Origin of the sequence: Streptomyces graminilatus (assembly GCF_001418565.1) — a bacterium.
GTDB classification, from domain to species: Bacteria; Actinomycetota; Actinomycetes; order Streptomycetales; family Streptomycetaceae; genus Streptomyces; species Streptomyces graminilatus.
This window is the reverse complement of the sequence record NZ_LIQQ01000260.1, coordinates 1-11,964: the sequence shown is the minus strand read 5'-3', so window position 1 is coordinate 11,964 and position 11,964 is coordinate 1. Positions and strand designations below refer to the sequence as shown.

The window sequence follows — 11,964 nt, the reverse complement described above, 5'->3', positions numbered from 1 at the left end:
CCGGCACCCCCGGCAACCCCATCGTTCTCCACAGTCAGCACCACCCGCCCGTCCCCGACCCGGACCCTCACTCCGCACCACCCGGCATCCCCGTGCCGGAGCACGTTGGTGGTCGCTTCCCGGACCACCCAGCCGAGCGCCGACTGCACGTCCCCCGGCAGCCCGGCCGCTTCCCCGGTCACCTCGCAGGAGATCCCCGCTGCGGTCAACACGCCCTGTGCGCCCAGGAGTTCGGCCGTGAAATCGGCCTCGCGGTATCCCCGTACGACATCCCGTACCTCCATCTGAGACTCGCGCGCGATCCGCTGGACCTCGATCATCTGGTCGACGGCCTCGGGGCGTTCGCGGCGGGCGAGCTGTACGGCCAGTTCGCTCTTGAGGGCGATCACCGCCAGGTTCCGGCCCATCACGTCGTGCAGATCGCGGCCGAAACGCAGCCTTTCCTCGGCGACGGCGAGCCGGGTCCGGGTCTCGCGGGCCTCGTCGAGTTCGTAGACGGCGTTGAGCAGCCAGACGGAGAAGGCGCAGGTGGCCGCGACGAACGCGCCGGAGAGCAGCACCGCGAGACCCATGCCGAAGGCCGGGATCGGCCGGAAACCCACGAGGAAGGCCATGACGGCCGAGCCCACCGCCATGCCGGCCACCAGTGCCGACATCCGCCTCCGACTGCGTACCCCGAGGGTGAGAACGCCCGCGCCGAAGGCCAGCACGCCGAAGAACATCACGGCCGCGGACGCCTCCGCGTCCTCGCCGCCCGGCCCGTGCTTGGCCACGGCCAGGGCCGCGACCCCGATCGCCACGGTGACCGCCGTGAAGCCGGCCATCAGCCGCAGGGGCTGTTCCCGGGTCCCGCGGATCCAGTCCAGGGCCCGGGACGCGGTCACCGCGCAGAACACGGCATGCACGCTCACCAGCAGCAGCATCCAGCCCGCGAACCGCGCGTCCACCTGCCCGAGGGCGGGCAGCCCGCACGCGGTGATCTCGACGAAGGCGAACAGATGGAACGACCAGCGTGTGTACGTCTCCACCTTCGCCGGCGTGCTCTTGCGCCGCCACCAGTTCCCCGGCCCCGACCTGCCCATCCTGTCCATGTCCTCGTGCCCCCCGCTGTTCACTAACGCCGGGGTTCCCAGCGGAACCACCGTCGTACAGCAAACACCGACAGCACGGTCCAGGCCAGGCCGGCCAGTACGGCGCCCAGGGCTTCGTACGCCGACAGGTTGCCGGTCCAGGCGCCGCGCACGAGGGTGATCGCGGGTGTCAGCGGAAGGAATTCACAGACGAGGGCCACCCGGTCGGGCAGCACCTCCAGCGGGACGGCGAGCCCGGAGCCGGCGAACGAGATGAGCATCAGCGGAATCGAGGTGACCTGCGCGCTCTCGGTGGTCGCGCTGAAACTGGCGGTCAGCGCGGCCAGCGCCGCACACATCACCACACCCAACAGCAGCCCGATCACGGCGAGTTGAGGTGCCGGCGGCGCGTCGAGGTCGAACGCGACGGAACAGCCGATGATCAGCACCAGACTCTGTACGAGGCCTGTCGTGACCGCCGGGAGCGAGGTCCCGGCGAGTATCTCGGCGTCGCGCGGCTCACCCGTGCGCAGCCGCTTGAGGACGAGTTCCTCGCGACGGGCGACGAAGGCGAGGACGAGGGCCATGTACACGGCGAACAGCAGCGAGAAGCCGATCGACGAGGGCAGGATGACCGTCCCGAGGTTGAGCCCGGCCTCCTTCAGGTCCATTCCGTCGGCGGCGGACCGCGCGGTGAACGGCAGCACCAGCGGGACGAACAGGGCCGCGAAGAGGGTCCCCTTGTTCCGCAGGAACAACGTCCACTCGGCCCGCGCCAGGGCCCGCATCCGCCCGGCGGGAGTGGTACGACCGGCCTCGCCGGCCCCGACAACCGTACTCATGCGACACGCTCCTCAGCGAGAACCGAACCCTCGACACCCGCCGCTGCAGCCGCTGCAGCCGATGCCGACGCCTCGCGGGCGATCCGCAGAAACGCCTCCTCCAGCGACGCCGACCGCACATCGAGCCCGCGCAGCGTGACCCCGGTCTCCTCGGCCCACACCAGCAACCGCGTTGCCGCGCGCTGGAGTTCATGGGTCCGCAGCCGTACGGTCCGCCCCTCCTCCTCGTACCCGCTCACGCCGAGCGGGCCGAGCGGCGGCAGATCGCCGACGAAGTACCCGGAGGGCAGTTCGAAGGAGATCCGGGACGGCTGCGAGGCGGTCACCTCGGCGGGCGTACCGGCGGCGGCGATGCGCCCCTCGTGAAGGATGGCGAGCCGGTCGGCGAGATCCTCGGCCTCCTCCAGGTAGTGCGTGGTGAGCAGCACGGTCGTACCGCCGTCGCGCAGTTCCCGTACCAACTCCCAGGTGGCGCGGCGCCCTTCGGCGTCGAGGCCGGTCGTCGGTTCGTCGAGGAACAGCACCTCGGGGTTGCCGAGGATCGCGAGCGCGAGGTCGAGACGCCGCCGCTCACCACCCGACAGCTGCTTCACGCGTACGTCGGTCCGCCGCTCCAGCCCGACGAGCGCGAGTGCCTCCGCCTCGGGCCGCGCCCCGCTGGTGCACCCGGCCCACATACGCGCGGTCTCGGCGACGGTCAGCTCGGAGGGGAAGCCGCCCTCCTGGAGCATCACGCCGGTACGCGGCCGTACGAGGGCCCGCTCGGTGTACGGGTCGTGACCCAGCACCCGTACGCGTCCCCCGGCCGGCGGCGCGAGCCCCTCCAGCAGTTCGACGGTGGACGTCTTGCCCGCGCCGTTCGTGCCGAGCAGAGCGAAGATCTCCCCGCGGCCCACGGAGAAGGACACCCCGCGCACCGCCTCGAACCCGCCCCCGTACACACGCCGCAGGTCAGTGACCTCAATCACGTGTTCGCGTTCGTTGGTTTCCATGCCTTCAGCATCTCGGCCGGAAGGAGGGGAGGGCAGTGCGCGGTGTCATCACCCCACATGACAAATGTCAGACGCTCATGAACCCATGGGAGATGAAAACGAACAAGACCCCGGTCCAGTGGACCGGGGTCTTGTTCTTCTGAGCGGACGACCAGGTTCGAACTGGCGACCTCAACCTTGGCAAGGTTGCGCTCTACCAACTGAGCTACGTCCGCATTTGCCTCCAGTCGGCTTTCACCGACTGGCGCGAGCACCAGCCTACCTGATCCACAAGAGTGGTCAGACCGGCGATGCAGAGCGGGTGACAGGAATTGCACACTGCGCCTTCCCCCTGGAAGGGGGATGTTCTGCTACTGAACTACACCCGCAAGCTCGTGAGCCGGGCCTTTCGGCCTTGCCCCTCGGCGTGTTCCAAACTCTAGCTGATCAGCAGGGGGTCAACGCAAGTCGGTTGCGCGGAGGGGCTCCTGAGGCACCGCCGGGCCGCGGCCGATCACCGGCCGCGGCCCGACGGGGAGGCTGCCCGGAACTACTGGGCGGCGGTGAACGCCTCGTACACCTTCTTGGGGATGCGGCCCCGGGTCGGCACGTCCATCTTGTTGGCGAGGGCCCAGGCCCGGACCGCCGAGGGGTCGGGGGCGACCTCCGTCTGCTTGTACGCCTTGCCGGAGCGCGACCGCTTGCGGCCGGCCTCCACGTACGGCTCCAGGGCCCTACGCAGTTTCTCGGCATTGGTTTGATTCAGGTCGATCTCGTACGACTTGCCGTCGAGTCCGAAGGCGATGGTTTCCGCCGCTTCCGAGCCGTCGATGTCGTCTGAGAGTGTGACCACGACACGCTGAGCCACGAATATCGGTCCCTTCGTGCGACACCTCGTCCGCGACGTGCGAAGACGTCGGGAGGTGTCGTGAGATCTTGGTTGTCCGACTGTTATTGGGCAAAGTATCGGCTAATGCCTTTTCCTTTGTACAGTGCCCGGCATTGCAATGGGAAGCCCGACTAAATCTGCCCGCGTGTCTTCCCCGCAATAGACATCCTGGGCATGAACCCGGATCTTTCCCAGAATTTTTCGGGATGGCACCCCTCCGATACCGGATCGTGATGCCGTCCTCCCGGGTTTCCGTAGATTCCTACGAATCTACCCGCGTAGAAATTTTGTACGGGTAGTCTGAAGCCACGTGTAGCAACCTGCTCAGCACCACAACACCGGGAGTGCCAGTGGCACGCGTCGTAGTCGACGTCATGCTCAAGCCGGAGATCCTCGACCCCCAGGGCCAGGCGGTGCAGCGTGCACTGCCGCGTCTCGGTTTCGAGGGTGTCTCCGACGTACGTCAGGGAAAGCGATTCGAACTGGAAGTTGACGGACCGGTGGACGACGCCGCGCTCGCCCGCATCCACGAGCTCGCGGAATCCTTCCTCGCCAACACCGTGATCGAGGACTTCACCGTGAAGGTGGAGGAGATGGTGGGGGAAGAGAAGTGACTGCTCGTATTGGAGTCGTCACCTTTCCGGGTTCCCTGGACGACCGGGACACCCAGCGCGCGATCCGCCTCGCGGGTGCGGAGCCGGTAGCCCTCTGGCACAAGGACAAGGACCTCAAGCAGGTCGACGCGGTGGTTCTGCCCGGCGGATTCTCGTACGGCGACTATCTGCGTGCGGGTGCCATCTCCCGTTTCTCGCCGGTGATGGAGTCGGTCATCGAGCAGGCGAAGTCGGGCATGCCGGTCCTCGGCATCTGCAACGGCTTCCAGATCCTCACCGAGGCGCACCTCCTCCCGGGCGCGATGCTCGGCAACAACCACCTGCACTTCATCTGCCGCGACCAGAAGCTGCGGGTGGAGAACGCGGACACCGCCTGGACCGCCGACTACACGGCCGGCCAGGAGATCCACATCCCGCTGAAGAACATGGACGGCCGGTACGTCGCCGACGAGCACACACTCGACGAGCTGGAGGCCGAGGGCCGGGTCGTGTTCCGCTACGTCGACTTCAACCCGAACGGGTCGTTGCGCGACATCGCGGGCATCACCAACGCCGCCGGGAACGTCGTGGGCCTCATGCCGCACCCCGAGCACGCGGTCGAGCCGCTGATCGGCAGCGGCCGCACCGACGGCCTCCCCTTCTTCACCTCGATCCTCAAGAAGCTGGTCAACGCATGAGCCGGACGCCTCTGGACACGGTCGAGCACGCGGCCGAGACCCCCGACGTCGAGCTGCCCTGGGCCGAACTCGGCCTGAAGAAGGACGAGTACGAGCGGGTCGTGGAGATCCTCGGCCGCCGCCCGACCGGCGCCGAGCTGGCCATGTACTCGGTCATGTGGTCCGAGCACTGCAGCTACAAGTCGTCGAAGGTGCATCTGCGCCAGTTCGGCGAGAAGGCCCCGCAGAGCGACGCGCTGCTCGTCGGCATCGGCGAGAACGCGGGCGTCGTCGACGTCGGCCAGGGTTACGCGGTCACCTTCAAGGTCGAGTCGCACAACCACCCGTCCTACGTCGAGCCCTACCAGGGCGCGGCCACGGGCGTCGGCGGCATCGTCCGCGACATCATCGCGATGGGCGCCCGCCCGGTCGCGGTCGTGGACCCCCTGCGCTTCGGCGCGGCGGACCACCCGGACACCAAGCGCGTCCTCCCGGGCGTCGTCGCCGGCATCGGCGGCTACGGCAACTGCCTGGGCCTCCCCAACATCGGCGGCGAGGTCGTCTTCGACGCCTGCTACCAGGGGAACCCGCTGGTCAACGCCGGTGCGATCGGTGTCATGCGGCACGAGGACATCCACCTCGCGAAGGCGTCGGGCACGGGCAACAAGGTCATCCTGTACGGGGCCCGCACGGGCGGCGACGGCATCGGCGGCGCGTCGATCCTCGCGAGCGAGACCTTCGACGACGCGAAGCCGTCGAAGCGCCCCGCTGTCCAGGTCGGCGACCCCTTCCAGGAGAAGCTCCTGATCGAGTGCACGCTCGAAGCCTTCCAGGAGAAGCTGGTCGTAGGCATCCAGGACCTGGGTGCGGCCGGCCTCTCCTGCGCGACGTCCGAGCTGGCATCGAACGGCTCCGGCGGAATGCGCGTGACGCTGGACGACGTACCGCTCCGCGACTCGACACTCTCTCCCGAGGAAATCCTCATGAGCGAGTCGCAGGAACGCATGTGCGCGGTGGTGGAACCGGAGAAGGTCGACCGCTTCCTCGCCATCTGCGACAAGTGGGACGTCATCGCCACGGTGATCGGTGAGGTCACGGATGGCGACCGCCTCGAAATCTTCTGGCACGGCGGCAAGATCGTCGACGTCGACCCGCGTACGGTCGCCCACGACGGCCCGGTCTACGAGCGCCCGTACGCCCGCCCGGACTGGCAGGACGCCCTCCAGGCGGACGACGCCAACAAGCTTGCGCGGCCGACCAGTTCGGATGAGCTGAAGGCCCAGGTCGTCCAACTGGTGTCGTCCCCCAACCAGGCCTCCAAGTCCTGGATCACCTCCCAGTACGACCACTTCGTGCAGGGCAACACGGTGTTGGCGCAGCCCGAGGACTCCGGGATGATCCGCATCGACGAGGCGAGCGGCCTCGGGGTCGCCATCGCGACGGACGGCAACGGCCGTTACGCCAAGCTCGACCCGTACGCGGGCGCGCAGTTGGCGCTGTCGGAGGCGTACCGGAACGTGGCGACGACGGGCGCGAAGCCGCTGGCGGTGTCCGACTGCCTGAACTTCGGTTCGCCCGAAGACCCGGCGGTCATGTGGCAGTTCGCCGAGGCGGTACGCGGACTCGCGGACGCCTGCCAGCAGTTGGGCACCCCGGTGACCGGCGGCAACGTCTCGCTCTACAACCAGACGGGCGAGGTGGCCATCCACCCCACGCCGGTCGTGGCTGTCCTGGGCGTCATCGACGACGTGGCGCGACGGACTCCGGTGGCGTTCCAGGAGGAGGGGCAGCTGCTGTACCTCCTCGGGGACACGCGCGAGGAGTTCGGCGGCTCGGCGTGGTCGCAGGTCGTGCACGACCACCTGGGTGGCCTGCCGCCCAAGGTCGACCTGGAGCGGGAGCGGCTCCTGGCCGAGATCCTGATCTCCGCCTCCCGCGACGGCATGATCGACTCCGCGCACGACCTGTCCGACGGCGGCCTGATCCAGGCGGTCGTGGAATCGGCGCTGCTGGGCGAGAAGGGCGCGCGTCTGGTCGTACCCGACGGCCTCGACGCCTTCACCCTCCTCTTCTCGGAGTCGGCGGGCCGCGCGGTCGTCGCCGTCCCGCGCTCGGAGGAGCTGCGCTTCACCGACATGTGCGGGGCGCGGGGGCTGCCGGTGACGCGGATCGGCGTGGTCGACGGTGACTCGGTGGAACTCCAGGGCGAGTTCACGCTCACCCTGGCGGAACTCCGCGAGGCGCACGAGGCGACGATTCCGGCGCTGCTGGCGTAGTTGGTTCTGGCTGTACGACGATGAGGGCCCCGTCTGCCGGTTGGCAGGCGGGGCCCTCATCGGTCCAGCTAGTGGGTCAGAAGCCGATCGGGTTGACGTAGGTGCCCGGGTGGGTGGCGCCGTCCTGCTTGAGGATCTGGCCGCCGAAGGGCCACGTCAGGGTGAAGTGCTTCGTCTCGTTCGGCGGGGTGACCAGGAAGGTCTTGGGGACGAACTTCTCCTTCTTCGGCGTGGACTTGGCGACCGGGAGCAGGTTGATGCTGAAGTCCACCGTGTCGCCCTTCTCCAGGGTGATCTTCACGGGCCTCTTGGCAGAGCGCGCCAACGACCACGTCCCATCGGTCGACTGGGCGCCGACCATGTCGACACCGGGGAAGCCGGACAGCGTGCAGGTGCGCGAGCTCTTGTTGGTGAACCAGATGAACGCCTGCGTCTGCTTCGTGGTCTGCCCCATCTCCGGCGCCGCGTCGCCCCCCGTTGCGAAACCGGCCTTCAGGTCGGCGGTGTGGCAGCGGGCCGGAGCGGCCTTGGCGGTGACGCCGGAGGTGGTGGCGGCCGAGGCCGGGACGGTGGTGACGGCGTAGCCGCCGGCGACGACAGCGGCCAGGGCGACGGCGGCGAGCTTGTTGTTCATGGAGTCTCTGGTTCCCCTCGTGTACGGATCGGCACGCGGGTCAGTGCGCGCCTACGCACCTGAAGACGTGCGGGGTCCGGAGGCGGTTGGCTCCTTTTCTCGACAGTCGGGTAACTGATGTCACCGCTTCGTACGCCTCGTACGCCTCGTCGGTTACGACGCTGTGGTGTGCTCGGCGCGCCTGATGTGTCCGGCCTCGTACAGGCTGCGCCAGGGGCCGAGGGCGGGGAGGGTCTGCCGGTCGACGATCATTGCGGCGCGGTCGGGCTGAATGCGTGTCACGGTGTGTACGACATCGACGAACGGTGACTCCAGCAGAGCTTGGGCGTAGCGGTGTGCGTCAGGATCACCATCCTGATGCAGAGCGTGCCAGCGCTGTAGGACGGCGCAGGCGGTGATGAAGGCGTTCTGCCGCCCTTTGACCAGGTCAGGACGGTTGAGGCCGAACACTCTGATCGTTTCTCTGCCCTTGTCGGTGTGATGGCCGTACTCACCGCTCTTGAGCAGGAGGAACAGATGCTCGGCCGGGTCGTCCGCAGTGGGGTCGACCAGCAGACAGGAGCCGTCCGCGCTCAGCGGGTACTGGTCCCTCTTCACGTTGCTGTTGCAGTGGGAGCAGGCGAGCAGGTGGTTGGGCCAGACGAAGGTGCGCAACGGCGCCTGCGCGAGCGGCTGGAAGTGGTCGATATCCGTGCCACGGCTGTCATCGCAGTACATGCACCGTGCCGCGCCGTGCGCCATCGACTCCAGCAGTTGCTTCACCTGGTCTTTGGCGGCTCGCGCTCGGGTCCACTGCTCGCGCGCCGCCTGGGCGGTTGCTCCCGCTTCCTGGACTCTGGTGGTCCAGCGTGTCAGGAGGGTTTGCGTTGCCCCGGGGACCGAACAACGCTGGAGGGGGATCACGTCTCCCGCTCCAACCGGGCGTCGACCTCGGCCACGCGGCTCTCCAGGGAACTCGTCAGCAACTGGCTCAGTTTCTGATACTCGGTGACTTCCTCGGGGCTGGCCGAGCCGTCGTACACCTTGCGTTCCAACGCCACCAGCCGCTGCCGTTGCTGTTCCGCCCGGGTGGAGTACGGCGACTCCAGCCCGAACAGTTCCGACAGCGCCGCGTCGTCACCACTTCCGTAGACGACACGGCGGTAGAGGTCCTCGTCCACGACCCTGGGCGGCTCGGACTCGTCCGGCCCGGGCAGGCGGATCAGGGCGCCCTCGTCGGCGGCCTGGCAGATGTAGGGGCTGTGACTGGAGACGATGAACTGGATATTGGGGAAGTGCTCGCGCAGCCAGCCCCCGATCCTGCGCTGCCAGGTCACGTGCAGGTGCGCGTCCACCTCGTCGATCAGCACGACACCGGGTTGCAGGATCGCGATCCCGCCGCTCCCGATCGGTGCGGTTTCCAGTCGGCCGTAGGCCGCGTGGATCTGACGGACGATGTCCAGCACCAGCGCGGCCACGGTTCGGTAGCCGTCACTCATCTCGCGTAGCGGAATGAGCTCGCGGTCTCCCTCACCCACCCACAGCCCGTCGGCGGACACGAATCTGATCTGGTATCTGTCGGGCAGAAGTCCGTCTACCAACAGCGTCAGGGCCGCATCCAGCAGCAGTCCGGAGCCTTCCTCCCGTCTGGCCTCCTGCTCCTCGAATTTCCGCAGACGAAGATCGACCAGCCACGCCACTCCCTCGGCCAGCGAGGCGTCCTCGTGGAAGAGCGTGGCCACGCGGCCGGTCGGTCCCTGGTCGCCCATGAGGCGCTGCGCCTCACTGGAGCCGCCGGTCAGCCGCCTGAACGGTCCATAACCGGCGCAGAACCACCCGCGCGGGTTCTCGGCCCACGGGCCGTAGTGGACACTCGCCCAGTCGCCGCCCGTGCCCTCCATCACCGGCCGCCGAACGCTTCGCTCGCCGGCCCGCCGGTCAGGGCGGGTCCAGTGAAGCCCCAGCAGCAGTTCCCGAGGCGGGTATGGGCCTGATGAATCGACGTAGGAGTCGACTGCGGTGTCGGTGGCGACCTCCAATGTCACCCGGCCGTCCTGCCTGTCACGGGTGATCCAGTCGGTGAAGTCCGTGACCAGACCCCGTGCGACCGACGGACCCGCCAGGGCCAGCGCCATGGCTTGCAGCAGCGTCGACTTTCCGGAACTGTTCCGGCCCGCGAGTACCGTCCAGCCGCTGCGGCCGGGCAGCTCCAGGTTCACAGCGCGTTGCCCGCTGAAGCCCTTGATGTCCGTGACCTGAAGCCTCGTGACGTACACCCGCGCTCCGATTCCTCTTCGACCGGTGAGGTCCTCGGCTACCGCGCCCCAGCACGTACGAGGACCCTTACGGCTCACTTTCTCACGGCGGTGAAATTGCAGAGGTGCGTGAAAGCCCCAGTCACGTTTTCACGACCTTCCCGTCCACGCATGCCCCGCACGCGTACGAGGTCCGGCCCGGCCCGGTGCCCTGGTCGACCGTGGGGAGGGCGACCAGCGGCGTGCTGGCGGGCTGTTGGCAGATGGCGCACAGGCGGGTCGTGTGCAAGCACTCCGAGCACATGCGGCCGGTGTTCTCCAGGGTGCCGTAGCGAAGGAAGGGGGCGCGGCCGACCTTGCAGATGTCGCAGCGGGGGTCGGTGCCGACGCCGGTCACGAGTGCAGCTCCGTGTCGGTCACGAGTGACTGACGCTCCGTGCAGTCGGCGAGCCGCACCCAGAGGAAGTCGCCCTCGGCGTCGATCTTGGGGTACCCGGTCCCGACCTGCACGACGATGCCCTCGAAGGGTTCGGGCGCTTCGCGCCGGCGGAGGTCGGGCGGGACGTAGCTGGTGCCGCGGACTCGGTCGCCCACGCGGAAAGGGGATGAAGTGGTGGTCATGGGGACAACGGTTCCCTTGCTCCAGCCGCCAGACAATCGAACGAGGGAATCCCACGCGAAGTGGTATATGCCTGAAAGTGGGGAAGTATCTGCGGGAGGTGGGCTAGTGCTGTCACACTCTGGGCACGGACAGTGATTTGCCCGGCACGAGGGGTCAACCGGTGGGCATCGACGTACGGTTGACCTGCTGGGCCGCGAAAGGAGCGGACACGGTGGCAGCGAAGACGGGGCCGACGATTCGGCGGATGCAACTCGGCCAGGAGTTGCGGCGGTTGCGGGAGCAGGTAGAGAAGGAAGACGGCACGGGCAAGGGGATGACCAGGGCCCAAGCGGTCAGGGGTACCTCTGTTTCGGAGTCGACCCTGCATCGGGTGGAGAAGGGGTTGACCAGCCTTCCCAAGGTGCAGGACCTCAAGGAACTGCTAGACAGGTACGGGGTCGGCGACCCGGACGACGTGGAGTTCCTGCTCGACGTCCACAAGAACTCGCTGAACCGGGGTTGGTGGTCGCCGTACCGCACCTTCATGCCGTCCGGCTTCAACATCAGCCTGGGCCTCGAAGGCGACGCCAAGATCCTCAGGGTCTACCAACCGGACGTTATGTTCGGCCTGTTCCAGTCACCGGGATATGCACGGGCGCAGTTCGAGACCGCCAAGCCGATCGACGAGCGCACGACCGAGTTCGTCGAGCGGAACGTCGAGATCAGGATGCGCCGCAAAGAGGCCATCACCCGTAGCGACAGTCCGGTCGAAGTTCACGCGATCCTCGACGAAGCAGTGCTCAGGCGGGTGTTCGGCGGCCCGGAGGTGATGCGGGAGCAGTACGAGCACCTCGCGGAACTGGCTGCACTGGAGCATGTCACCGTGCAGATCCTGCCGATGCGCCAGCCGGTCTACCGGTGCAGCCAGAACTTCACGCTCATGGAGTTCGTCCCGCCGCTGCCCACGGTGGTGAGCGTCGACGGATTCAGCGCGGTGGGCGTGACGGACAAAGACACAGAGATCTGGGCGTACAAACGCCGGTTTGACGCCATGCGGGCTGACGCCGGTGGCCCCAGGGAAACGCCCGAATTCCTGAAGCGAGCAGCACGAGAGTTGGATGAAGCATGAGTACTCACCACGCCGAAGACAACGAGACCTGGTTCAAGTCGTCCTACA

At 67.7% G+C, this 11,964-nt stretch carries 13 protein-coding genes and 2 tRNA genes; 4 read left to right on the top strand and 11 right to left on the bottom strand.

Annotated elements, in window-relative coordinates:
• The 6 genes from AOK08_RS21975 to AOK08_RS21950 form a co-directional block, all read right to left on the bottom strand.
• Positions 1 to 1,082: sensor histidine kinase (locus tag AOK08_RS21975; protein WP_079054189.1), on the bottom strand; the 1,082-nt coding region annotated here is incomplete at its 3' end.
• A 32-nt stretch (positions 1,083 to 1,114) separates the two neighbouring features.
• The gene (locus AOK08_RS21970) at positions 1,115 to 1,912 is read right to left on the bottom strand and encodes an ABC transporter permease (protein ID WP_055528920.1); all 798 of its coding nucleotides are present in this window, start codon (positions 1,910 to 1,912) and stop codon (positions 1,115 to 1,117) included.
• The gene (locus AOK08_RS21965) at positions 1,909 to 2,904 is read right to left on the bottom strand and encodes an ABC transporter ATP-binding protein (RefSeq protein ID WP_055528918.1); all 996 of its coding nucleotides are present in this window, start codon (positions 2,902 to 2,904) and stop codon (positions 1,909 to 1,911) included. Before AOK08_RS21965 ends, AOK08_RS21970 begins: the two co-directional genes overlap by 4 nt.
• Before the next feature lie 142 nt (positions 2,905 to 3,046).
• A tRNA-Gly gene (locus AOK08_RS21960) sits at positions 3,047 to 3,119 on the bottom strand.
• Between the two features lie 81 nt (positions 3,120 to 3,200).
• Positions 3,201 to 3,272 (bottom strand) — tRNA-Gly (locus AOK08_RS21955).
• A gap of 161 nt (positions 3,273 to 3,433) precedes the next feature.
• Complete coding sequence (locus AOK08_RS21950) at positions 3,434 to 3,751, bottom strand: histone-like nucleoid-structuring protein Lsr2 (protein ID WP_055528915.1); 318 nt, start codon at positions 3,749 to 3,751, stop codon at positions 3,434 to 3,436.
• 371 nt (positions 3,752 to 4,122) lie between these two features.
• Between AOK08_RS21950 and purS the strand changes: the two genes are divergently transcribed.
• From purS to purL, 3 genes are read left to right on the top strand one after another with little or no spacing between them, the layout of a single operon-like run.
• The gene (gene purS / locus AOK08_RS21945; protein ID WP_055528913.1) at positions 4,123 to 4,386 is read left to right on the top strand and encodes a phosphoribosylformylglycinamidine synthase subunit PurS; all 264 of its coding nucleotides are present in this window, start codon (positions 4,123 to 4,125) and stop codon (positions 4,384 to 4,386) included.
• Positions 4,383 to 5,063, top strand: coding sequence for a phosphoribosylformylglycinamidine synthase subunit PurQ (gene purQ / locus AOK08_RS21940; RefSeq protein ID WP_055528911.1), 681 nt, complete (start codon positions 4,383 to 4,385; stop codon positions 5,061 to 5,063). The genes purS and purQ overlap by 4 nt, the downstream gene beginning before the upstream one ends.
• Positions 5,060 to 7,318: a phosphoribosylformylglycinamidine synthase subunit PurL gene (gene purL / locus AOK08_RS21935; protein ID WP_055528909.1), complete on the top strand. Its 2,259-nt coding sequence runs from the start codon at positions 5,060 to 5,062 to the stop codon at positions 7,316 to 7,318. Before purQ ends, purL begins: the two co-directional genes overlap by 4 nt.
• A gap of 76 nt (positions 7,319 to 7,394) precedes the next feature.
• On the opposite strand, the gene AOK08_RS21930 is transcribed toward purL, so the two are convergent.
• From AOK08_RS21930 to AOK08_RS21910, 5 genes are all read right to left on the bottom strand, one after another.
• Positions 7,395 to 7,952: a DUF4232 domain-containing protein gene (locus AOK08_RS21930; protein ID WP_055528904.1), complete on the bottom strand. Its 558-nt coding sequence runs from the start codon at positions 7,950 to 7,952 to the stop codon at positions 7,395 to 7,397.
• A 153-nt stretch (positions 7,953 to 8,105) separates the two neighbouring features.
• Complete coding sequence (locus AOK08_RS21925; RefSeq protein WP_055528899.1) at positions 8,106 to 8,714, bottom strand: HNH endonuclease family protein; 609 nt, start codon at positions 8,712 to 8,714, stop codon at positions 8,106 to 8,108.
• 137 nt (positions 8,715 to 8,851) lie between these two features.
• Positions 8,852 to 10,207: an AAA family ATPase gene (locus AOK08_RS21920; protein WP_055528898.1), complete on the bottom strand. Its 1,356-nt coding sequence runs from the start codon at positions 10,205 to 10,207 to the stop codon at positions 8,852 to 8,854.
• 121 nt (positions 10,208 to 10,328) lie between these two features.
• The gene (locus AOK08_RS21915; protein ID WP_055528896.1) at positions 10,329 to 10,583 is read right to left on the bottom strand and encodes a hypothetical protein; all 255 of its coding nucleotides are present in this window, start codon (positions 10,581 to 10,583) and stop codon (positions 10,329 to 10,331) included.
• Positions 10,580 to 10,807, bottom strand: a complete 228-nt coding sequence (locus AOK08_RS21910; protein ID WP_157876750.1) for a hypothetical protein — start codon at positions 10,805 to 10,807, stop codon at positions 10,580 to 10,582. The genes AOK08_RS21915 and AOK08_RS21910 overlap by 4 nt, the downstream gene beginning before the upstream one ends.
• Positions 10,808 to 11,019: 212 nt before the next feature.
• Here AOK08_RS21910 and AOK08_RS21905 point away from each other — a divergent pair, with 212 nt between their 5' ends.
• A complete protein-coding gene (locus AOK08_RS21905) occupies positions 11,020 to 11,916 on the top strand; it encodes a helix-turn-helix domain-containing protein (RefSeq protein ID WP_055528890.1) in 897 nt (298 codons plus the stop codon).
• The last annotated feature ends 48 nt before the right edge of the window (positions 11,917 to 11,964 follow it).

Bases quoted from the DNA above. Each gene is read 5' to 3' on its own strand.
- AOK08_RS21930 (WP_055528904.1), bottom strand. From the start codon at position 7,952: ATGAACAACAAGCTCGCCGCCGTCGCCCTGGCCGCTGTCGTCGCCGGC.
- AOK08_RS21965 (WP_055528918.1), bottom strand. From the start codon at position 2,904: ATGGAAACCAACGAACGCGAACACGTGATTGAGGTCACTGACCTGCGG.
- purL (WP_055528909.1), top strand. From the start codon at position 5,060: ATGAGCCGGACGCCTCTGGACACGGTCGAGCACGCGGCCGAGACCCCC.
- AOK08_RS21910 (WP_157876750.1), bottom strand. From the start codon at position 10,807: ATGACCACCACTTCATCCCCTTTCCGCGTGGGCGACCGAGTCCGCGGC.
- AOK08_RS21970 (WP_055528920.1), bottom strand. From the start codon at position 1,912: ATGAGTACGGTTGTCGGGGCCGGCGAGGCCGGTCGTACCACTCCCGCC.